The organism is Flavobacterium daejeonense DSM 17708 (genome assembly GCF_000425425.1).
Classification (GTDB): Bacteria; Bacteroidota; Bacteroidia; order Flavobacteriales; family Flavobacteriaceae; genus Flavobacterium; species Flavobacterium daejeonense.
This window is the reverse complement of record NZ_AUDK01000005.1, coordinates 20,983-44,717: the sequence shown is the minus strand read 5'-3', so window position 1 is coordinate 44,717 and position 23,735 is coordinate 20,983. Positions and strand designations below refer to the sequence as shown.

Below are 23,735 nucleotides of genomic sequence, written 5' to 3'. Positions count from 1 at the left end.
TAGAAATTAAACACTGGCATAAGCTTTCGATTCTTTCGAAGGCGGAGCGATTTCGCCGAGTGGTTTTAATTGGCAGGCGCACACCTTAAATTCAGGAATTTTAGAAATTGGATCTAAAGTACCCGGGGTCAACTGGTTTGCTGATTTTTTTCCTGACCAGTGGTACGGAATAAAAACAGTATCTTCTCTAATGGTTTCAACAATATTAGCCGGAAAAACACCTTCTCCTCTTCTTGTTGAAACACGAATTAATTCTCTCTGTTTAATATTGTATTGCTTAGCTAAATTAGGATGAATTTCCAATAAAGGTTCCGGAAACTGATCGACTAACTTTCCAATTCTGCGAGTTTGTGTTCCACTCAAATATTGAGAAACCACACGTCCTGTCGTCAAAATCACCGGATAATCCACACAGGTTACTTCCCCCGGAAGTTTATAAGGTGCCGGGTTAAAATGCGCTTTGCCGTCGGGTGTTTTAAACTTTCTGTCCTCCCACAAGCGCGGTGTTCCGGGATGATCTTCGGTAGGACAAGGCCAGAAAACCCCCATATTGTCTTCTACTTTTTTATAGGTAATTCCGTTGTAATCGGCGGTTCCTCCTTTAGAAGCCACCCGCAATTCATTAAAAATGGCTTCACTGCTCTCGAAATCAAATTTGGTTCTCACTCCCAAACGTTTGGCTAATTCCAAAATAATCGAAGTATCCGTTCGGGCATCACCCGGAGGCGTTACCGCCTGACGAATTCGAATCACGCGTCCTTCTGCCGAAGTAGTTGTTCCTTCTTCTTCTTCCTGTAAAGAGCCCGCTAAAACGATATCCGCATGACGAGCCGTTTCATTTAAGAAAAAGTCAATACACACATAATATTCCAGTTTTTCCAAAGCTTCGCGAACGTAATTACTATTAGGTAAAGAAACCAACGGATTGAAACAAATAGACAACAAACCTTTTATTTCTCCTCTATGAATGGCCTCAATAATTTCATAAGCCGACAAACCTTTGCCTGGCAAATCTTTTTCATCAATTCCCCAAACTTCTGAAATGTATTTACGGTGTTCCGGATTTTCAATATCTCTGTTTCCCGGCAATTGGTCACATTTATGTCCGTGCTCCCTTCCTCCCTGTCCGTTTCCTTGTCCTGTAATGGTAGCATAACCGCAATACGGTTTTCCAATTCTTCCTGTTGCTAAAACCAGATTAATACAACCTAAAACATTATCTACTCCTTTAGAATGATGTTCAATTCCGCGGGCATGAAGCAGGAAACTGGTATTAGCTTTTCCCCATAATTCGGCAGCCAGCTGAATTTTTTCTTTTTGGATTCCGGTAACTTCTTCAGCCCATTCTAAGGTATAATCTTTCACCGCATCAATGGTTTCCTGAAATCCCGAAGTATGATTATCTATAAAATCATGATCCAGCATATCATGATCTACCAAATATTTCAACATCGCTCCGTACAAAGCAGAATCAGTCCCGGGACGCACATTCAAATGAATATCGGCGGTTCTCGCTAATGGAATCATCCTTGGATCTATCACAATCAATTTTGCTCCACGGTCTCTGGCTTTCCAAATCCAGTGGGTTAATGTTGGAAATGTTTCACTAATATTCGCTCCGGCAACAATAATTACCTCAGCATATTCTAAATCCGAATAATTATTGGAACCTCTGTCTAAACCAAAAGCCTTTTTATTTCCGGCACCGGCACTCACCATACACAAACGTCCGTTGTAATCCAGATTTTTAGTTTTTAAGGCAACTCGAGCAAATTTCCCCACTAAATAACTTTTTTCATTGGTTAAAGAAACCCCCGAAAGCATTGCAAAAGCATCATTTCCATATTCTTTTTGAATGCGCTGAATTTCTCTAACGGTTTTCGTCATCGCTTCATCCCATGAAGTTGGCACAAAGCCTTGTCCTTCCACACGTTTCAATGGACTCAAAAGTCTGTCCGGGTGATTATTTTGCAAATAACGCTGTACCCCTTTTGGGCATAGTCTTCCTTCATTAAAAGGAAATTCCATCCATGGTTCGAAACCAACTACCTTATTTTCTTTAACTGATAATTGAATTCCACATTGCATACCGCAAAAACAACAATGTGTTTTTACCAGTTGATCGGGTTCATCTCTTCCTTCATATCCTTCCTGAGGACTATAATTAAGATGAGGACCAAATTGCGCCACGATATGTTCTTCTGAAACCGGTAATTTTGCCATATTTATATGCTTTTATCTTTCTTTATTTTATCCAAACAAATTCCCTCCATCCTGACGCGCTCTTAAATGAGCCTGCGCCAATCGGGATCTTTTTCCTTCCGGGCTTAAATCTAAATGTGAAGTCCCGTCTTCCCGGTCAAAATCAAAACCTAATTTTTGAGTGAGCTTTTTCAAATCTTTAATATGCAGATTTGTTGTAAATTCTTCTCCTGTATGCTCACAAACAGCCATTCCCTGTTGCTTTCCTACTTTATGATAAATGTGGGCGGCAATTTGCGCCGGACGCTGGATAATATGAAAAAACTTCCCAAACGGAATCCAAATCAGAAATAAAATAACGGTTACAGCGTGCAAAACGGCCAAAAAGTCGAAAGCCAAACCTTTCATAAATTCATAGGAATACGTTAATCCTAATCCTGTAACCGAAATTGCAATTAATAAAATCAATGGCAGTAAATCGCCTTCGAAAGTTTGAGTTGCAATCAAACCCGGATTGGTCAAACGTCTTCTTAAATAATATCCCGCACCAAAAATCACCATGTAAGAAGACCAGTTTAGCGCATGAAAAGTCAGAAATGCCATAATGGAATCCAAATCAAAATCCATGACTTTAAACCCAAAAAAATGCGCTTCATAAACCGAAATCGAATTAGGAGCCATTGTAAAATGTACCCAGCCAAAAGTTAATGGAATCGTGATTAAAAATGCCGACGTACAGCCCACTGCAATCATAAAATGCGCGAACCAACGGTATTTTCCTCTGGGATATATAAACTTTTGAAAGGCAATATTTTCAACGGATTCTTTGACAGCAAAACAAAAATGAGAAAAGATTTTACCGGTAAACAAAAATCCTACTCCCCGTTTAAAATAAATCCACGTAGGCGGTCTTTGCAACCAAACGGTATAACGGTAAACAATACCAAAAAAAGCAAATACCGTCCCAAACAAATACGTCACTAAGGCTGCGTCAAAATTTTGCAATTCTCTCGAACCGTAAAACACTAAAACAACCATTAAAACGGAAAGTAGCGTAGCAATAAGCATCGCTTTTATATTATAGCTTCTGTTTTTCATTTTATTTCCCAATATTACACTTGTGCTTAAAAACTACTTTTTATTTTTCGAAAGTAAAAATAAGTAAAAAATACGTTAAAATACTTAAGTATTAGTCTGAAATACAAAAACGACTAAATATGTTACAAAACACGTACAAATCACTAATTTACAACAATAAACATCATCACTTATTATCAAACCCTTATTTTTCACTATTAATAATAAAAACATATTACCTTTCAAATCAACAACTTATATTGTTTTTTTTTTTAAATTAAGTATTTCCTCAACTAACTGGGTCTTTCGCAACCTTTTCTGTTATAAAACCACCAATTAATAACTGTTGCTATCGTCGTAAATACAATAAGACCTGTAAAGAATTGTATAACTGAACCGTTTGCTGAAATATTATTCCCTATCAATTTTGAAAAAATGAAAGGACCAAAAGCTGCAATAGCTGCTGTCCAACCAATAACACCTGCCGCCTGTCTTTGATTTTCTGAAAAGATAATTGGAAACTGTCTAAAAGTACCCGCATTTCCAATACCTGTAAAAAAGAACATCGCTAAAATTACTCCAACAAATAACGGAAACTGATTCATACTGCTAGGAGATACTAATCCCTGAGTGATTAAAATAACAGCTCCTGTTACTATTCCAATACCGGTAATTGTTGTTAATATGGCTCCTCCCACTTTATCTGCAATAAATCCAAAAGCAATTCTGCTGGCGGAACCAATAAGCGGTCCATAAAAAGCATACACTAAAGGATCTGGAGCATTTGGAAAATCACCGTACAAAAATTTTATCATTAAAGGAAAAGCTGCAGACAAACCGGCAAAAGTTCCAAAAGTCATCATATAAACCATCGTACAATACCAGGTATGTTTGTTTTTAAAAATATCCATCTGCTCTTTTACTGAAGCCTGCATTGGAATACTTTTTAGAAAAAACCAACTCATAAATGCCAAAACCAAGAGAAAACCAATGTACCAAAATGCAGCAGATTGAATATAGATACTACTTTTATTTACAGCCACATTTTTGGGACTTATTTTGTTTAATATTTTTTCAGCCACTTTCGGATTGGCATTAGCTATGGCTTTAGATTTTGCTTTCAAAGGCAAAGCTGCAAAAACTACTGTATTATCTGCTGATTTTACGGCAGCTGTTACTGAATCTAAAACCGGTTTCTTTACAGTAGCCAAAATTTTATTTTGCGTTTTGATGTCCAAAGCGGCAAAAACTGCTGTTTGCTTTTCAATTGTTGAGTCTGTTAAAACATTTTGTGTTTCTTTGGCATCGATACTTGTAAATACCGAAGTGGTTCCGTAAATACTAACACTCAAAATAATCGGAGTAATAAACTGAGCTAAAGAAACCCCAAAATTCCCAATACCCGCTTGGATTCCTAACGCTGTTCCTTTTAATCTTTTTGGAAAAAACAGACTTGTGCTAGGCATAAAGGATGAAAAATCTCCGCCACCAAAACCAGTGGTAATAGCCAAAAGAACAAATACCCAAAATGGAGTAGTGGTATCCATCACTGCAAACCCGATTCCAATTGCTGGAATTAATTTGAGTAAAGTTGCCACAGTCACTACATGCCTTGTTCCAAAAACAGGCAGAATAAAAGTGTGTATAATTCGTAAAAAACCCGCCGCTAATCCCGGAATAGCGACCAACCAAAAAAGCTGATCTTTAGAAAATGAAAAACCAAGTCCGGGAAGTTTCACCGCAATCACACTCATCATAAACCAGGAAGCAAATGATAAGATTAATGAAAGAGTTGTTACTGTTAATGTTTTCCAGGCAATTTTACTACCTGTTGCTGCCCAGAATGCTTCATCCTCAGGCTCCCACTTGGTCAACCACGTAGTACTTTGATTGATTTGCGTTTCGTTAGATACATTTTCAGGCTCTGATCCTAATTTTTCTAAGTAAGTATCCATAATATTATTTTTTAAAATTATTATATTTATTGGTTGCGCTCAATTCCTTTTGTAAACTGAGGCATCTTTTCACGCATAATATTGATAATTGTTCGGTGCATCCATAATAAACAACCCACAGAAATCAGGAAGATAAATATCCAGGAACTGGTCCATAAACCGGTTGCATTCAATAAGTATCCAAATAATATTGGACCTATAAATCCGCCTAAACCACCTATTAATCCCACCATTCCACCTACAACTCCCACCTCATTAGGGAAATATTCAGGAATGTGTTTAAAAACAGCTGCTTTACCAATTCCCCAGGAAATCCCGATTAAAACTACCAGTACAAGATAAATCCACATATTGGCATTAAACTTTATTTGGGTAATTCCTTCAGCCAAAAGTTCTTTCTTTTTGACTTCCTGATTTTGTTTGACTACTATTTCCTGCCATGAATTTCGAACAGGCAAAATATCAGAATCAGATGAACTAATGGTTGATTTTGCATTAACATTATAGGTTCTTTCTCCCACTTTAATTTCAGAAGCTGATATTTGATTAACCACTCCATTATTAGTGGCTAAAACTCCGGGACCTGATGTAAAAACTTCCATTTTAGGAAACATCAACAAAAAACTAATAGCAATTGAAGAACCTAAAACCCAATACATAACCGTTCTAGCTCCAAATTTATCAGACAAATAACCTCCAAAAGCCCTGATAATTCCTGATGGTAAACTAAACATCGTTGCAAACATTCCTCCCATAACAAGAGTCGTGTGATAGACATTCATAAAATTAGGTAACAACCATTGTGAGTAAGCCACAAAACATCCAAAGACTAAGAAATAATAAGCTCCAAATCGCCAAACACGTACATTTTTTAAAGGAGCCAATAACTCCGAAGTTGATCGGGCTACTGTTGCTGCTTTTTTATTTTTAGCAAAAAACACAAATAGTAATCCAATTGCTACCAATACAATTCCATAAATCACAGGAAGCATTTTCCAGCCGTTTTCAGTATCTGTTTCTGATAAAACATTTAATAAAGTTGGTGCAAAAAAAGTAGTTACCGCAGCACCTGCATTTCCCATTCCGAAAACCCCTAAAGCTCTCCCCTGCCATTCTTTAGGATACCAAACCGAAGTATAACCTACTCCAACCGCAAAACTGGTTCCTACTAATCCAAACAAGAAACTCAATAGGGCAAATTCCCAAAATGAACCGGCAAATGGCAATAAAAACAATGGAACAGCACAAAGTAACAACAAAGTCGAGAATACTTTTTTACCACCGTATTTATCGGTCAAAATCCCAATTGGCAATCGAAAAATAGCTCCCGATAAAATAGGAAGTCCTAACAACCATCCTACCTCAACAACCGACCAATTGAAAATTCCTCTATCTACTAAAAAAGTAACCAAAACACCGTTTAAAGTCCAACAGGCAAAACTGATTGTAAATGCCAGTGTATTCAAAAATAAAATACGATGTGACTGTGATAAATTGCTCATAAATCCCCTAAATTAATTATGGTGTAAAGATAAAATAGTCCTTTATCTATAAATATGATAAATATCAGCAAGTTTTATATTCTTACTAAATTCAACTAACTCAAACATAATTTATTTTTTAACACAAAAACCCCTATAAAAAGCTTAAAGCTTTCCTATAGAGGTTCTTAAAAAAAAAATGAATTAATAGACTTTATTGTAATGAAAACAATTTAGGATTAAAAGAAATCATGACCCACGCCCAATTGTTTGTATTTGCAGCATCGGTTACATTTTTAAGCCTTTCTAAAGTTGCAGAAGCCAACATCTGAGAATACCCGGCGGAAACCATAATGTCTTTTTGAACAGCGTAACCCAATGTAAAATCAATTTCTGTTCCCAGATAACTGTCCATTTTTTCATTGGAAGCATCTAAAACTGTATTGGACGCATTAAATACATGAGGAGTTAAGGTAAACTGCCATTTCTTAAGAGAATAATTTAATTTCAAATAAGCATCCTGCAGTCCCACGCTATTTTGATGATTACCCACATAAAAATAATCCATAAAACCATTAAAAGCGTGATTGGTTCCAAAAATCGGACTGAATGATTTGACAGTCAAACTCGCATTATCCTGATCTTTTCCTGAGAGGAATTCATATCCTAAACCAGCTTTAAAAGCATCGGTTAAGGCATATCCTAAATTAGCTCCGGCATACCAGGCACTAACATTATTATTAAAACTTTTTCCTGTTTGTCCGTACAAACCTAAATTAGTATCCCATTTTTTATCTTTAAAAACAAGATAGGTTCCAAAAGTTTGTTTATAATCGACTTCTAAATTTCCAACCGATTTTTCGAATTCATAACCCGTATTCAGCAATAAAAGACTTGTATTTATTTTACCAAATTGCGTATGATACCAGGCATATTGCATCGATTTATAATTAGTGGTATAAGGCGTTTTGGGAGCAACTAAATTTTCAGCATTGGCATTCATGGCAAAACCTAAATCCAGTTGATGCTTTTTTGGATGAAAAGAAAACAGAGCGGCATCATGGCTTTGTCCTTGTTGTATCCAATCGATTTCACCCAAAATACGCTGATTATCATACGAAATCACCTGACGTCCAAAACGGGCACTCCAATTAGGACTAAAATCATATTGTGCCCAGGCTTCAAAAACAGCCACTCCATTTTTATCGGCGGTAGCAGTTGTACTAACATCACCCCAGCTTCGGATGTTCTGTAAAGTTAGTTTGGCTTTTAGTTTTTCCTGTTTGAAATTCAAATTCAAACGGGAACGCTGAGAAACAAATGAAGTCGGATCTTCTCCATTTGAAATAGGACTTTTAAAACCGTTTCGATATTCATAACGAGGTCTGAATTGTAAATTGGCATCCAATTCCTGTGCATAAGTCCCCAGACTTATCATTGCTACCAATGATAAACCGATTATTTTTAGTGCTTTCATATTTAATTTATTTTTTGAGCTTCTTCTTTGATTTTAGCAATTGTTGGATCGGAGTTAACACCCAAACCTTCTTGCTGATAAGTCAGTTCTCCGTCGGCATTGAATACGCTTATGATATTAGAATGAGAAAAATCTATTGGGGAAACTTTTTTATAATTTACTGCCAAAACCGCTGCAAACTCTCGTGTATTTTCTTCAGTAGAACGCAGAAAAACCCATTGATTACTATTCATTTTATTTTCGATAGCAAAAGCTTTAAGACGTTTAGGTGTGTCTGCTTCCGGGTCAATACTCACTAAAACCATTTGCACCTTGTCTTTGATATTTTCCGGTAAACGCTTTTCGATATTACGCATATCAGCAACCAAACGAGGACAAGCAGCTTTGCAGGAAGTATAAATCATCACCATCACCAAAACTTTTCCTTTCATATCTTTCATTTCAATATTTTGTCCGTTTTGATTCGTCCATTTTGAGGGAAGATTATAAATGGATAAATCGGAAATTGGCTTGTCTTTTTCGGCAGCTTTTACTTTTTGGTTACAGGATTGTAATGTTACTGCCAACGCTAATATCCCTAAAAAAAGCAGACTAAGGATTCCTTTTTTTATTTTCTGGCATTCCAATTTTGATTTCATCATCTTAGATTTTGAATGGTTTTTACAAGAGCTACTTTATCTTTAGCACAACGAAATCCAAGATTTCTTGTAGTGTATCGCGCTTTCAAACTGCCTCTGAAAGCATAGCGCATAAAGGCAGCATAATTCATTAAATCGGTAGCATTTACTGAACCGCTTCCGCAAAAAAGATTCTTATCGGTATCCTTGTCTTTTCTGGATTCTCCGGAAAGAAAAATACTGTTGAAATCTGAAGTCCATTCCCAAACCAGTCCGTGCATATCGTAAACACCCCAATAATTTTTAAAAGTCTGCCCTATCGGATTAGCATAGGTTTTTGGTTTTTCATACCAGGACATGATGTATTTGTTGAAAGCTTCTTTAGTTCTGGCATCAATTCGTTTTTCGTCTGCCATCGCTACATATTCCCATTCGTCCATGGCAGGCAAACGTTTTCCTTCACATTCACAATATTTTTTAGCAGCAAACCAGGAAACATTGGTTACGGGAGCATTACTCAAATTATTTTTACCATAATCAAAATCACTCTGCCAATGTGATAAATAGCTTTTATCCGCAAAAATTCCTTTAATTTTAGAACGGCTGTATTCAGGATATTTTTTTAGAAAAGCTACAAATTGCGCATTCGTTACCGGGTAAATATCCATTTCAAAAGCGGCAACTTCCAGCGGTTTTTTATCAATGGAACCATAAAGAGGGACAAACTTTCCTTTCTTTATGGTAACCATTGAAGTTTGTTGAGCACCAACTGACGTTACTATTCCTAACAGTAAGATGAGTACGGTCATTTTTCTCTGTAACAGGGTTCTCATTCTTAATTTTTTTTAAACTTTATTTTCTTTGTGATTTAACCATTGCGGGAGTAACTACTGTTTTATTATTTCCCCAGCTGCTGTACACATAAGTAAAAGCATCAGCCAGTTGTTGGTCGGTCAAGGGTTGTGCCGGCATTGCTGAAGCATATTTTTTACCATTTACAACAATTGGCCCGCTCAATCCTTTTACCACTCCTCTAATGGCACGATTTACGTCTTTATTTAAATAATCCGATTTTGCCAACGGAGGAAAAGCACCGGGAATTCCCAGTCCTGTAGCCTGATGACAGGTGATACAAACCTTGTCATACACTCCTTTTCCTTTAACTGCATTTTGACTAAAACCATATAGTCCAAATCCCATCATCACAATTGCAAATACATTTTTTTTCATTTTGATTATCTTTTAAATTTTTTAATTCCATTTTTTAAAAATCTTAATGTGCAGCTGCTGCTTTTGAAGCTGGTTTTGCTCTAACCGCTTTCACTCTTGCCGGTGTAATTACCGTTTTATTATTACCCCAACTGTTATAAACATAGGTTAATACATCAGCTACTTCTTCATCCGTCAAATTCTGACTGGTCATCACATTGTTGAATTTTTTTCCGTTAACTGTAATTTCACCGCTTAATCCATGTAAGACCGCATTAATTGCCAGATCCGGATTAGCATTTAAGAAATCAGATTTTGCCAAAGGAGGAAAGGCATTTGGAATTCCTTGTCCGCTTGGCTGATGACAGGCAAAACAGGTTCTTTCGTACAATTCTCTACCAGACTCAATTTTTTCCGGAAGGGTTTTAGCCTCTATTTTTTTAGCCACACCGTTTTCTCTTGGCATGTTTTGAATGGTTCCGCCTTCCGGCAAATAAATTCCTTCCTGAGTTGTTCCCGAATACACTTTTTTATTCTCATCTCCTTCTACTTTTAACATTCCCAAAGCTCCTTTGTTAAAAGCTCTAAAAATAGAATGATCCACCAAGATGAAAGTTCCCGGAACATCTACTTTAAATTCAACGATAGCAGAACCTCCGGCAGGAATTAAAGTAGTTTGTACATTTTTATTTAATTGTTCTCCGCCTTCGATGTGTACTTTGTCAAAGATTTCCCCGATAACATGGAATGAAGAAACCAGATTTGGCCCGCCATTTCCCATGAAAATACGAACCGTTTCACCTACTTTTGCTGTAATAGATTTATCTCCTGTCAACGCGCCAACTTTTCCATTAAACACTACATAATCCGGATCTTCTTTAATAGCCTTATTCATATCAAAAGGTTGTTTTCCTGACTCTCCGTAACTTCCTTTGGTATAAAAATCGCCCTGCATTACATAATATTCCTTATCAACTGGTGGTAAACCTCCTTCGGGTTCCACCAAAATCAAACCGTACATTCCGTTAGCAATGTGCATCCCAACCGGTGCCGTGGCACAATGGTAAACATACAATCCTGGATTTATGGTTTTAAAATTAAACACCTTCTCGTGTCCCGGCGCCACTAAGGAAGAAGTTGCTCCACCTCCCGGCCCCGTAACCGCATGCAAATCAATATTATGTGGCATTTTGTTATCCGGATGGTTTTTTAAATGAAATTCAACCTCATCTCCTACCCGGGTTCTGATGAAACTTCCCGGAACCGAACCTCCAAAAGTCCAATAGGTATATTTTACACCATCAACCATTTCTCCTTCCTGCTCCTTAATTTCCATGTTAACCACTAATTTGGTGGCTGCACGGTCGCCTACCGGTTTTGGCACTAAAGGTGGCGCAGTAAGTTCGGCTTCTTTTTGCCCTTCAATTGTAATGCTCTTATAATATTCAGCATCTTTTTCTTCTTTTTTTGCACAAGAAAACAGGTTTAACAACACTGCTCCCACTACTGCAATTCGCATACTTTGCTTTACTAAAGTCAGTTTGGGTTTCATAATTATTTATTATTATAATGTATCGTTTTTAATAAATAAAAGACATTTTTATCCTTTATTATTTTATGACAAATTACGCTCTTAAAAAAAACCTAAAATATGATAAAAATCATGGAATCGATTTTATTTTTTTCTAAAATTAAGAAGTCAAAAATGAACCATATCAACATGAATTACAAAAGATTACAATTAAAACAACAATAAAAGATAAATTTGTCTTTTATTTAAAATTAATACTTACATTTGTAACAGAGATTTAAAAATTAAAAACAACAATTATGGAAACATTAGAAAAAACAACAATCGGAGAATATGTAGCAAAAGATTTCAGAACAGCAGCCATTTTTTCAAAATACGGTATCGATTTTTGCTGCAAAGGAAACCGAACAATCGAAGAAGCCTGTGACAAAAAAGGACATGATTCAGAAACTATTTTAAATGAAATCAATGCGGTTTTAAACACTAAAAATGATAACAACATCGATTTTCAATCCTGGCCTCTGGATTTATTAGCCGACTATATCGAGAAAACCCATCACCGTTATGTGGAAGAAAAAACACAAATCTTACTTCCTTTTTTAGACAAATTGTGCAGAGTACACGGCGCATCTCACCCTGAATTATTCGCCATCAACGAATTGTTCATTGGCTGCGCTGGCGAACTGGCGCAACACATGAAAAAAGAAGAACTGATTTTATTCCCTTTTATCAAAAAAATGGTGCAGGCAACCCTGAGTCATGAACAAATTATGCAACCTCATTTTGGAACTGTTGAAAACCCTATTGCTATGATGATGCACGAACATGATGCCGAAGGTGAACGCTTTAGAAAAATTGCTTCTTTAACCAATAATTATACGCCGCCGGCAGATGCCTGCAATACTTACAAAGTAACTTTTGCGATGCTACAGGAATTTGAAGAAGATTTACACAAACACATTCATCTGGAAAACAATATTTTATTTCCAAAAGCAGTCGAATTAGAAAAAAAATTCTCAGCACAATAATAAAAACAAACCATATAAACTAAAATCATCAAATGCTATGGAAAAATATGTTATCAAAAGAAACGGCCAATACAAGCCTTTTGAACCTTTTAAAATAAAAGATGCCATCGAAAAAAGTTTCCTGAGTGTTTCCATGGCAATTGATGAAAACATTTTTGAAAATGTTATCCGGGACTTAGAGTCTAAAGAAACCTGGGCGGTAGAAGAAATTCAGGATTTAATCGAGAAAAATCTTTTTGAAAAAAAGCATTTTGATGTTATGCGTTCGTTTATGCTTTTTCGCCATACCCGAAAACTGCAACGCGAGCATATTGATGGTTTTAATGAAGATACCACTTATGTGGACAGCACCCAAACCATCGAAGAATACATTGAACAAACCGATTGGCGTATTAATGCCAATGCTAACACCTCCTACTCCAATGCCGGTTTGGTCAATAATGTGGCGGGAAAAATCATTGCCAACTATTGGCTGGACAAAGTTTACAGTAAAGAAGAAGGTTATGCGCACCGCAACGGAGCTATTCACATTCATGATTTGGATTGCCTGACCGGCTATTGTGCCGGCTGGAGTTTGCGTGTCTTACTAAATGAAGGTTTTAACGGAGTTCGCGGTCGTGTGGAAAGCAAAGCACCGTCGCATTTCAGGGAAGCGCTGGGACAAATGGCTAATTTTCTTGGGATTTTGCAAAGCGAATGGGCAGGTGCTCAGGCTTTCAGTTCTTTCGATACTTATTTGGCGCCTTATGTTTTCAAAGACAATCTCTCTTTTGATGATGTTCTGAAAGCGGTTCGCAGTTTTGTTTACAACCTGAATGTTCCGGCGCGTTGGGGACAATCGCCTTTTACCAACATCACTTTGGATTGGGTGATTCCTGAAGATTTGAAAACACAAATTCCGACGAAAAATGATTTACACTTTTTTGAAGGCAACTTTAATTATGATCTTTTGGTCAGAGCCAAAGAGCGAGGCGTAACTAAATTAACCGATTTACGTTACGAGCATTTTCAAGCCGAAATGAACCTCATCAACAAAGCTTATTACACCGTAATGACCGAAGGCGATGCCAATGGACAGCCTTTTACCTTCCCGATTCCAACGGTAAATATCACCGAAGAATTTGACTGGAACGGAGAAAATACCGATTTACTTTTCGAAAATACAGCTAAAATTGGGTCTTCTTATTTTCAGAATTTCATCGGAAGCCAATATGTTTTGGATGAAAACGGAAATAAATCAGAAAATCCAAATGCTTATAAACCCAATGCCGTTCGTTCCATGTGTTGTCGTTTGCAATTAGATTTACGCGAATTGTTAAAACGCGGAAACGGTCTTTTTGGTAGTGCCGAAATGACGGGAAGTATTGGTGTGGTAACCATCAACATGGCGCGTTTGGGCTATTTGTACAAAGGAAACAAAACCGAATTATTCGAACAATTAGACCGATTATTATACATTTCAAAATCGACTTTGGAGAAAAAAAGAATCTTTATTCAGGAAATGTACGACCGTGGTTTGTATCCTTACACCAAGCGTTATCTGAAACATTTCAGGAACCATTTTTCTACGATTGGCGTAAACGGAATCAACGAAATGATTGTCAATTTTACCAATAATCAGGATACGATAACGTCCAACACAGGAATTGCATTGGCTGCTGAAATTCTGGATCATATTCGCAACCGAATGAAAGAATTTCAGGAACAAACCGGCAATTTATACAATCTGGAAGCCACTCCAGCCGAAGGAACCACCTATCGTTTTGCCAAAGAAGACAAGAAACGTTTTGCCGATATTTATCAGGCGGGACAGGAAGAAAATATTTATTACACCAACAGTTCCCAAATTCCGGTAAACCATACCGAAGATCCATTCGAAGCTTTGTTTTTACAGGATGAATTACAATGCAAATACACCGGAGGGACGGTTTTGCATTTGTATATGAGTGAAAAAATCAGTTCGCCCGAAGCCTGTAAACAATTTGTAAAAAAGGTTTTATCGAATTTTAAGCTGCCTTACATCACCGTGACACCGGTATTTAGTGTTTGTCCGGTTCATGGTTATTTGAACGGCGAGCATGAATATTGCCCGAAATGTGATGAAATTATTATTGCTGAAGAAACAAATTTATTGAAGTGTAAAGATTTTTAAATCTCTCAGATTTAAATCAATTTTATAAAAATCCACCCCACCTTTCAGGCACCCCTCCAAAGGAGGGGAAAGCACTCAAGTTCCCCTCCTTTGGAGGGATGCCCAACGGACGGGGTGGCTCTAACTTTTAAACAATTTTAAATCTAGAAAAATATGAAAACAGCAACGAACCCTATTTTAGAAGAAAAACAGCATTTAAGAACCAAATGCCTAGTGTACACCCGAGTAATGGGCTATCACCGACCTGTAGAAAGCTTCAACATTGGAAAAAAAGGAGAACACAAACAACGCACTCATTTCAATGAAGGAAAATGTTAGTACGCCTATTTACAGCATAACGCCTTTTACATTATTAGATTATGCGCATCAATCAGCCTGTATTCTTTGGTTTGCAGGCTGTAATATGCGTTGTCTTTATTGTTACAATCCCGAAATTGTTCTTGGAAAAGGAAGTATTTCTTTCGAAAAAACACTCGCTTTTCTTCATTCCCGTAAAAATTTACTCGATGCTGTTGTTTTTAGCGGAGGCGAATGTTTGTTACACAAAAACATCGCAGACCTCATTATTGAAGTCAAAAAAATGGGCTTCCTGGTAAAAATTGACACTAACGGTTCCAGACCAATGTTCTTAAAAAAGCTGATTGAAAAACAATTGATTGACTATGTCGCTTTGGATTTTAAAGCCCTGCCGGAGCATTTTGAAAAAATAACCCAATCGGTTCTTTTTCCACAATTTGAAAATTCTTTAGATTTACTTTTGGAAAACCAATTTCCTTTTGAAGTGCGCACCACTGTTCATTCGGAATTGATTCCTGAAAAAGATATTCAACAGATGATTGCTTATTTGGAAAACAAAAAATATTCGGGAAATTATTACCTTCAGTATTTTGTAAACGGCGTAAAAACCTTAGAAAATTTAGGTCATTCACTTAAAATATTAAACGCAGAAAAACTTTCCACTTCAAAAATAAAAATTTCTATTAGAGGATAATTATGCGAAACCATTGGCTCTTAATCTGTTTTATTAATTTTTTCATTGCAGCCAGCATGGGATTAGTGCTTCGATTGCTGTATGTATTCCCTATTGAAAGTATCAATTATCAGTTTTTATTGCACGGTCATTCCCATGTAGCCATGTTAGGCTGGGTTTATCTGATGATTTACAGTTTGATTGTTCATTTTTTTATTCCAAAAACAGCACAGCAAAAACCCGTTTACAACCGATTATTCTGGCTAACCGAAATTGCTGTTATCGGTATGACGTTTCGCTTTCCTGTGGAAGGTTACGCTTTATTTTCTATTGTTTTTTCTACGCTGCATATTTTTTGCAGTTACTATTTCTGTCGGTTAGTCTGGAAAGATGCCAAAACCAATTCGCTACCTGAAAAACAACTTTTGAGAACCGCATTATTTTTTATGTTGCTATCCACTTTAGGCGTTTGGTGTTTGGGTCCTGCTGTGGGACTCTTAGGAAAAGCCAGTGCTTTTTATCAGATTGCCATTCAGTTTTTCCTGCATTTTCAGTTTAACGGCTGGTTTTTATTTGCCATTTTAGCGTTATTTCTCAAACATTTGAATGCAGATATCGACAAAAAAATATTCCAGCGATTTTATAATTTTCTGGTTTCGGCTACTGTTTTAACCTTGGCTTTGCCGGTAAGTTGGTATCTTCCTTATCCGATTTTCCATTGGATAAACAGTCTGGGAGTGCTATTGCAACTGATTTCTTTTATTCTTTTTATCCAAATAATTAGACCCTATTTTGAAACTTTCTTTTCTGCTTTAAAAGCTGTTGAAAAACTCGTTTATGGTTTTGCCTTAACTTCATTATTTTTAAAAATCGTTATTCAATTAGTGGTTTTAATCCCGGAATTAGCCCAAATTTCACATCAGATTCGGAATTTTGTAATTGGCTACATACATTTAACAATGCTCGGAATCATTAGTGGTTTTTTATTGGGATTTGTGCTGCAAAATACATTTCTAAACGGACAAAAGAAACGCGTCAAATTAGGAATCTTATTGTTTTTAATAGGTTTTACAGGCACCGAATTACTTTTATTTCTACAAGGCAGCTGCTTTTTTTTCAACAAAGGACAGCTTCCCGGATATACAGAAAATCTTTTTACCGCCAGTATTTTTTTACCATTAGGACTATCAACACTAATTTCCGGTATTTTGTTAAATTTCAAAGCAATTCAACCTCAAAAATTATAGTTCAATAATGAACTTATTTCAATAAATTTGTAAAAAATTAAATATGTTCTCTAAAACTTGTGAATACGGAATCAGGGCAACTATTTTCATTGCATCAGAATCTTTTCAGAACAACCGTGTTGGGCTGAAAGACATTGCCAAAAAAATAGATTCTCCGGAAGCTTTTACGGCTAAAATTTTGCAAATCCTTTCCAAAAACAACATTATTCATTCGATTAAAGGCGTAGGTGGCGGATTTGAAATTCCAAAAGAAACAATGAGTCAGATAAAATTATCTCAAATTGTGACAGCATTAGAAGGCAATCAGGTTTTTACAGGTTGTGGTCTTGGACTGAGTCATTGTTCGGAAGAACATCCTTGTCCGGTTCACGATAAATTTAAATTCATCAGAAACGAACTGGCTGCTATGCTAGAAAACACTAATTTAGAAGAACTCGCTTCAGGAATTAAATCAGGAGATACTTTTTTAAGATATTAATCAAATTCGTTTTTATAAAAAAAACAACACCAATAAAAACAAGAGTATTACTTTCAAATACTTGTAATTAACAAAATGGACACAGAAAAAATAAAAGATTTAAAAGAGCGTATATTAAAATTAAAAAAAGCAAAAAATGCCGTAATTCTGGCACATTATTACCAGGAAAATGACATTCAGGATATCGCTGATTATGTAGGAGACAGCTTAGGATTATCACAGGAAGCCACAAAAGTAGATGCTGATATTATTCTTTTTGCGGGAGTTCATTTTATGGCCGAAACAGCAAAAATTTTAAATCCTTCTAAAAAAGTAATCCTGCCAGATTTGAATGCAGGTTGTTCTTTGGCAGAATCTTGTCCGCCGGATTTATTTAAAAATTTCATTGATCAACATCCTGATCACACCGTGATTACTTATGTAAACTGCTCTGCCGAAGTAAAAGCACTGACGGATATTGTGGTTACATCAGCTAATGCCGTTAAAATTGTAGAATCAATTCCAAAAGACCAACCAATAATTTTTGCTCCGGATAAAAACCTTGGAAAGTATGTAATGAGCAAAACCGGAAGAGAAATGCTTCTTTGGGATGGTTCCTGTGTGGTTCACGAAGCTTTTTCATTGGACAAACTAATTGCCTTATACAAACAACATCCCGATGCTCAAATCATCGCTCACCCGGAATCTGAAACACATATTTTGGAAACTGCCAGTTATATTGGCTCTACTTCCGGAATGATTGAATATGTAAAAACCAATCCGAACAACAAATTTATTGTAGCAACTGAATTTGGTATTTTACACAAAATGCAGGAAGAAGTTCCTAACAAAATATTAATTCCTGCTCCGGCAAAAGAGGATAATACGTGCGCCTGCAGCGAATGTGGTTACATGAAAATGAATACTTTACAAAAAGTATATGATTGTTTAGCAAATGAAAGCCCGGAAGTACACGTAGCCGAAGACATTATCCAAAAAGCATTAGTTCCTATCGAAAGAATGCTTGAATTATCAAAATAATGACAAATACCAATTACCTGATAATAGGCTCGGGTGTTGCCGGCTTGACCTTTGCGCTCCGAATTGCGGAACAATTTCCGGACAAAAAAGTTACCATTGTAACCAAAGCTAATGCCGACGAATCCAATACCAAATACGCACAGGGTGGTATTGCTATTGTTACCGACAAAAATGAAGATTCGTACCAAAAACACATCGAAGACACTTTGATTTGTGGCGACGGATTATGCAATGAATCGGTAGTAAAAATGGTGGTAACCGAAGGGCCTAAACGATTAAAAGAATTGATTGAATGGGGAGCCAAATTTGACAAAAATTCAGATGGCAATTTGAATTTAGGAAAAGAAGGCGGACATTCTGAAAACCGCGTGGTACATCACAAAGACCAGACAGGTCACGAAATTGAACGCGCTATTTTAGGACAGGTTTACCAAAAAAGCAACATAACCGTTTTAGACCATCATTTTGCCACCGATTTAATTACAGCCGAAAATTACTGTTTGGGAGCTTATGTTTTAGATCAAAAAACACAAAAAATAAGCACCTATCAATCGGATATTACTTTGCTGGCCACCGGAGGAATTGGAATTCTTTACGGTCACACCACAAATCCCGCTATTGCTACCGGAGACGGAATAGCGATGGCATATCGTGCTAATGCAAGCATTAAGGAAATGGAATTTATTCAGTTTCACCCAACCGCTTTTTACGAAGCAACCACAGGTTCTAAGTTTCTAATTTCTGAAGCGGTTCGTGGTTTTGGCGCTTATCTTCGCACTAAAAACGGTCGCCGTTTTATGATTGATTATGACAGCCGGGAAGAGCTGGCTTCACGAGATATTGTTTCCCAAAGTATTGATTTGGAACTAAAAAAATCAGGAGACGACTGCGTTTATTTAGATTGTTCCCACTTGGACATTGAAGCGTTCAAACAACATTTTCCGATGATTTACAATCATTGTCTTAAAGCCGGAATTGATGTTACCAAAGACTGGATTCCGGTTGTTCCTGCCCAACATTATATTTGCGGAGGAATTGTCGTGAATACCGATGGAAAAACTTCGGTAAACAATTTATTTGCCTGCGGCGAATGTTCGCAAACCGGATTGCATGGAGCAAATCGTTTGGCATCAAATTCTTTATTGGAAGCATTGGTTTATTCCAGCAGAATATTTGAATATTTGTCGAATCCTGCTTTAAAAACAGAAATTCCAAATCTTACAATTCCGAAATACCACAGCATAGAAAAACCAGAAATTGACGCTGACTATCTGAAAACTTTAAAGGCAAATTTGCAACAACTCATGCGACAAAATGCCGGAATCGTCAGATATGAAACCGATTTGCAAAATGCTAAAATTCAACTTTTGGAATGGAAATCAGCCATTGAAAAATTAGGCGAAAATCACCAGCTCAATTCGGCTTATTTTGAATTACTGAACATGATTACCATCGGAAGTTTAATTGTTATACAATCCATTGAACGAAAAGAAAATAAAGGCGGATTTGTAAAATTTGAAACTCCTTCTTTTAAATAAAAACAGCTATTTTAAAAACCAACAACAGCCCAATATTCACTATTTAAAAAAAATAAATATTTTTTTTAACAATAATTAAACCTTTCTCTTTATTTATTATCTTATATCCATAACTTTTAACATAAATCAAGAAAAATGAAAAAATTAATTATTGCCGCATTATTAGTTGTCAGCGTATCAACTTTTGCCCAGGAAAAACAAGAAAGATCTCAAAGAGGAGATATGAGAAACATGACTCCTGAACAACGCGCCGAAAGACGTGTAGAAAGAATGACTAAGGATTTGAACTTAGACGCCAAACAACAGGAGCAACTTAAACAAATGTATGCCAACGAAGCCAAAGAAAGAGAAGCGATGATGGCCGACATGAAAAACAAAAAGGACAAATCCAAAGAAAAAGCAGGTGACCAAAGAAAAGGAATGCAGGATCGTATGAAAGCTTCTGAAGAAAAAATGAAAACTATTTTAACTCCGGAACAATTCACAAAATGGAAAAGCAATCAGGACAAAATGAGAGAAAGAATGCAGCAAAGAATGAGTGAAAGACAAGGTGGTATGGGAATGGATGACAACGGACCAAGAGGTGGCGGTGACATGGATAACTAATAACAAAAAAGCTTCGGAATTCCGAAGCTTTTTTTATGTCTAAAATTATAGCGTTTTAGAAACTTTATCGATAGCATTGATTGTGAAATCTAAATCTTCATAAGTCAAAGCATCTGTGATAAACCAGGTTTCATAAGCTGAGGGCGCAATATAAACCCCTTCCTGTAACAACCCATGGAAGAACTTTTTAAAAGTCGCATTATCACCTTTAGCGGCTTTTTGAAAATCTACTACCGGACTTTCATCAAAATGTACCGAAATCATCGAACCAACTCTGTTAATCGTATAAATAATTTTGTTAGCCTGCAACACACCATGAATTCCGGCTTCTAAGTAAGCTGTTTTTTGCTCCAATCGTTCAAAAATAGCGGCATCATTATTTAAAGATTCTAACATTGCCAGACCCGCGGCCATCGCTAATGGATTTCCCGACAAAGTTCCTGCCTGATACACCGGACCAAGCGGCGCTAAATAGTTCATAATTTCTTCACGAGCTGCAAAAGCACCAACAGGTAATCCTCCACCGATTACTTTTCCAAAACATACAATATCGGCATTAATTTTTAGTAATTCCTGCGCTCCTCCTTTCGCCAGACGAAAACCGGTCATTACCTCATCAAAAATCAACAAAATTCCATTCTCCGAACACAACTGACGTAAACCTTCCAAAAATCCTTTTAGCGGAGGCACACAACCCATATTTCCCGCAACAGGTTCCACAATAATGGCAGCAATTTCATTAGGATTGGCCTCAATTAAGCTCTTCACATTTTCTAAATCATTGTATCTAGCTAACAATGTATCTTTAGCCGTTCCGGCAGTTACACCAGGACTGTTAGGCGTTCCAAAAGTCATCGCGCCACTTCCCGCCTGAATCAGAAAAGAATCCGAATGGCCATGATAACAGCCTGAAAATTTAATTATTTTATCTCTTTTTGTAAATCCGCGTGCTAATCGCACCGCACTCATACAGGCTTCTGTTCCTGAATTTACAAAACGAATTTTATCAATATTGGGCACCATCGAAACCGCTAACTTAGCAATTTGGGTTTCCAACTCTGTTGGCATTCCAAAAGAAGTTCCCTTTTGAGCTCTTGCTGTCACTGCCTGAACTACCGGCTCATAAGCATGCCCTAAAATCATTGGCCCCCAGGAATTGATATAATCGATTAATCGGTTTCCATCTTCATCATACAAATAAGCTCCTTTGGCTTCTTTTACAAAAATTGGGGTTCCTCCAACTGATTTGAAGGCTCGTACCGGCGAATTTACTCCTCCGGGAATTACTTTTTCTGCTTCAGCAAATAGCTGACTACTTCTTTGGTATAACATTTTTATTTTACAACTTGTAATTAATTTACTTTTAATTTTTGACCAATATAAAGGGTATTGTCGGTCAATTTATTTTTGCGTTTCAAATCATCCACCATCATATTGTATTTTTTCGAAATAGAATATAAGGTATCGCCTTTTTGAACCTCATAATAGGATTCATTTCGGGAACTCACTGCAATTGACCTTATATTTTGATTTTCTATCGGTCGGTATTTAATTCCTAAAACCTGTGCATCATATTGTGCCAAATTATACCTTTCGATATAAGAAATTAATTTTTCAGGATATCTGGGATCTGTAGCATAACCCGCTTTACGCAAGCCTTTTGCCCAAGCCTGATAATCATCTTTATCCAATTCAAACAAACTGGAATACCTTCCTTTTCCGGTCAAAAACAAGGCATGATCGCGATAAGATTCGGCTACTTTATCATATTTTCTAAAGCACTCCTGACTGGCATCGTCATCGTGTCGTACGGAATCTCCGGTCCAGTCGGAATGGCATTTGATACCAAAATGATTATTGGCACTAACGGCCAAATCACCTCTTCCCGCTCCCGATTCTAAAATTCCCTGTGCCAAAATAATACTCGCCGGAATACCATAAGTTTTCATATTACTCATCGCAATATCTTTGTATTCTAACACATAATTGCTCACAATATCATTAGTAACCACCGTTCGGGAAGTAGATTCAATGACTTCGTTACGACTTTTGCTGTTTTTTTTAGTTCTTGAAGAATAGGTATTGTTTTTAGAAACTGCTTTTTTAGTCGTTACAATTGGGGATTTTGTAGCGTGACAGCTCACTAAAGTAATGATAATAAATAATAGTAGGCTTTTTTTAAACATCGATTGTTATTGTTGGTAATTGTTTATTTTTTAAACGTTCATTCATTCCAAAAACTCCCTGTAATCCGCCGGTATGAATGAGCAAAATATTCGAATGCGCCGGAAAAAAATCTTTTTGAATTAAATCCAAAACACCAAAAACCATTTTCCCTGTATAAACCGGATCTAACGGAATTTTAGTATCCTTATAAAACTGATTGATAAAATGAACCAATCCTTCATTAATCTTAGCATATCCGCCAAAATGATAATCATTAATTAATTCCCAGTTGTCATTCTTTGCAAAAATACGGATTTCATCCTGTAAAAAATTGCCTTTCAAGGCCGGAAACCCTAAAACTTTTTGATCAGGCAAAGTACTGTTAATAATTCCCGAAATCGTTCCGCCGGTTCCAACCGCACAACAAATATAATCAAACTTCGCGTCTTCTTCCGTTAAAATCTCCTGACAGCCTTTTATCGCCTGTGCATTAGTCCCTCCTTCGGGAACGAGATAAAAATCACCAAATTTTGCTTTTAATTCTTCCAAAAAAGCCGCTTCTGTTTTATGGCGATAAGCTTCGCGCGACACAAATTCAAATTGCATGCCGCATTCCTTAGCAAATTGCAAGGTTGGATTACTATCTGTTTTTTCGTTTAATTCATCGCCGCGAACAACACCAACAGACCGAAAACCCTGCTCCTGAGCCGCATAAGCTACCGCTGCAATATGATTGGAAAAAGCCCCTCCAAAAGTGAGCAGCGTTTCTTTATTCTCGGCTTTTGCCTGAAGTAAATTGTATTTTAATTTTCGAAATTTATTTCCGGAAACTACTGGGTGCAACAAATCCTCTCTTTTAATTGTAACCGAGACAGATTTAGGAAATAATATTTGTAATTCCTGATTCAAAACTTTTTTTTACAAAGGTAAAACTTCTAAGCTATGCTTTTCAACAGAACTAAATTTAAACGAATACCTTTT

General features: G+C 36.7%; 21 protein-coding genes. 9 read left to right on the top strand and 12 right to left on the bottom strand.

Annotation, left to right across the window (positions count from 1 at the left end):
• Nucleotides 1-6: 6 nt before the first annotated feature.
• The 9 genes from H599_RS0105885 to nirK form a co-directional block, all read right to left on the bottom strand.
• Nucleotides 7-2,223 (bottom strand): molybdopterin oxidoreductase family protein, encoded by a 2,217-nt coding sequence (locus H599_RS0105885; RefSeq protein WP_026713273.1) that lies wholly within the window; start codon nt 2,221-2,223, stop codon nt 7-9.
• A 27-nt stretch (nt 2,224-2,250) separates the two neighbouring features.
• Complete coding sequence (locus H599_RS0105880) at nt 2,251-3,300, bottom strand: hypothetical protein (protein ID WP_026713272.1); 1,050 nt, start codon at nt 3,298-3,300, stop codon at nt 2,251-2,253.
• A 272-nt stretch (nt 3,301-3,572) separates the two neighbouring features.
• The gene (locus H599_RS0105875) at nt 3,573-5,234 is read right to left on the bottom strand and encodes an MFS transporter (RefSeq protein ID WP_245600498.1); all 1,662 of its coding nucleotides are present in this window, start codon (nt 5,232-5,234) and stop codon (nt 3,573-3,575) included.
• Between the two features lie 26 nt (nt 5,235-5,260).
• A complete protein-coding gene (locus H599_RS0105870) occupies nt 5,261-6,736 on the bottom strand; it encodes an MFS transporter (protein ID WP_026713270.1) in 1,476 nt (491 codons plus the stop codon).
• A gap of 193 nt (nt 6,737-6,929) precedes the next feature.
• Nucleotides 6,930-8,192 (bottom strand): alginate export family protein, encoded by a 1,263-nt coding sequence (locus tag H599_RS0105865; protein WP_026713269.1) that lies wholly within the window; start codon nt 8,190-8,192, stop codon nt 6,930-6,932.
• A 2-nt stretch (nt 8,193-8,194) separates the two neighbouring features.
• Nucleotides 8,195-8,833 carry an SCO family protein gene (locus tag H599_RS0105860; protein ID WP_245600497.1) on the bottom strand — a complete coding sequence of 213 codons (639 nt, stop codon included), beginning with the start codon at nt 8,831-8,833 and terminating at the stop codon, nt 8,195-8,197.
• Nucleotides 8,830-9,618 carry a formylglycine-generating enzyme family protein gene (locus H599_RS0105855; RefSeq protein ID WP_035141267.1) on the bottom strand — a complete coding sequence of 263 codons (789 nt, stop codon included), beginning with the start codon at nt 9,616-9,618 and terminating at the stop codon, nt 8,830-8,832. Before H599_RS0105855 ends, H599_RS0105860 begins: the two co-directional genes overlap by 4 nt.
• 43 nt (nt 9,619-9,661) lie before the next feature.
• Entirely contained in the window at nt 9,662-10,039 is a 378-nt protein-coding gene (locus tag H599_RS0105850) for a c-type cytochrome (protein WP_026713266.1), read from the bottom strand.
• Between the two features lie 43 nt (nt 10,040-10,082).
• Nucleotides 10,083-11,537, bottom strand: a complete 1,455-nt coding sequence (nirK, locus tag H599_RS19275; protein WP_394330975.1) for a copper-containing nitrite reductase — start codon at nt 11,535-11,537, stop codon at nt 10,083-10,085.
• A 311-nt stretch (nt 11,538-11,848) separates the two neighbouring features.
• Between nirK and ric the strand changes: the two genes are divergently transcribed.
• The 9 genes from ric to H599_RS19270 all read left to right on the top strand — a co-directional run bounded on the left by ric (nt 11,849) and on the right by H599_RS19270 (nt 20,588).
• Nucleotides 11,849-12,577, top strand: a complete 729-nt coding sequence (gene ric / locus H599_RS0105840; RefSeq protein ID WP_026713265.1) for an iron-sulfur cluster repair di-iron protein — start codon at nt 11,849-11,851, stop codon at nt 12,575-12,577.
• A gap of 37 nt (nt 12,578-12,614) precedes the next feature.
• A complete protein-coding gene (locus tag H599_RS0105835; protein WP_026713264.1) occupies nt 12,615-14,729 on the top strand; it encodes a ribonucleoside triphosphate reductase in 2,115 nt (704 codons plus the stop codon).
• Between the two features lie 153 nt (nt 14,730-14,882).
• Entirely contained in the window at nt 14,883-15,047 is a 165-nt protein-coding gene (gene nrdD, locus H599_RS20745; protein WP_155960748.1) for an anaerobic ribonucleoside-triphosphate reductase, read from the top strand.
• Nucleotides 15,031-15,720, top strand: coding sequence for an anaerobic ribonucleoside-triphosphate reductase activating protein (locus H599_RS0105825; protein WP_026713263.1), 690 nt, complete (start codon nt 15,031-15,033; stop codon nt 15,718-15,720). Before nrdD ends, H599_RS0105825 begins: the two co-directional genes overlap by 17 nt.
• A gap of 56 nt (nt 15,721-15,776) precedes the next feature.
• Nucleotides 15,777-16,946 carry a hypothetical protein gene (locus tag H599_RS0105820; RefSeq protein ID WP_245600496.1) on the top strand — a complete coding sequence of 390 codons (1,170 nt, stop codon included), beginning with the start codon at nt 15,777-15,779 and terminating at the stop codon, nt 16,944-16,946.
• Between the two features lie 43 nt (nt 16,947-16,989).
• Nucleotides 16,990-17,424: an RrF2 family transcriptional regulator gene (locus H599_RS0105815; protein WP_026713261.1), complete on the top strand. Its 435-nt coding sequence runs from the start codon at nt 16,990-16,992 to the stop codon at nt 17,422-17,424.
• 75 nt (nt 17,425-17,499) lie between these two features.
• Nucleotides 17,500-18,444, top strand: a complete 945-nt coding sequence (gene nadA, locus H599_RS0105810; protein ID WP_035141240.1) for a quinolinate synthase NadA — start codon at nt 17,500-17,502, stop codon at nt 18,442-18,444.
• Entirely contained in the window at nt 18,444-19,982 is a 1,539-nt protein-coding gene (gene nadB, locus H599_RS0105805; RefSeq protein WP_026713259.1) for an L-aspartate oxidase, read from the top strand. The genes nadA and nadB overlap by 1 nt, the downstream gene beginning before the upstream one ends.
• Before the next feature lie 135 nt (nt 19,983-20,117).
• Entirely contained in the window at nt 20,118-20,588 is a 471-nt protein-coding gene (locus H599_RS19270; RefSeq protein ID WP_051590658.1) for a Spy/CpxP family protein refolding chaperone, read from the top strand.
• Nucleotides 20,589-20,633: 45 nt separating this feature from the next.
• Here H599_RS19270 and hemL read toward each other — a convergent pair whose 3' ends face one another.
• From hemL to H599_RS0105785, 3 genes are read right to left on the bottom strand one after another with little or no spacing between them, the layout of a single operon-like run.
• Nucleotides 20,634-21,920 carry a glutamate-1-semialdehyde 2,1-aminomutase gene (gene hemL / locus H599_RS0105795; protein WP_026713258.1) on the bottom strand — a complete coding sequence of 429 codons (1,287 nt, stop codon included), beginning with the start codon at nt 21,918-21,920 and terminating at the stop codon, nt 20,634-20,636.
• A gap of 20 nt (nt 21,921-21,940) precedes the next feature.
• Nucleotides 21,941-22,774 carry a glucosaminidase domain-containing protein gene (locus H599_RS0105790; RefSeq protein ID WP_026713257.1) on the bottom strand — a complete coding sequence of 278 codons (834 nt, stop codon included), beginning with the start codon at nt 22,772-22,774 and terminating at the stop codon, nt 21,941-21,943.
• On the bottom strand, nt 22,767-23,663 hold the full coding sequence (locus tag H599_RS0105785; protein ID WP_026713256.1) for a 1-aminocyclopropane-1-carboxylate deaminase/D-cysteine desulfhydrase: 897 nt from the start codon (nt 23,661-23,663) through the stop codon (nt 22,767-22,769). Before H599_RS0105785 ends, H599_RS0105790 begins: the two co-directional genes overlap by 8 nt.
• Nucleotides 23,664-23,735: the final 72 nt, after the last annotated feature.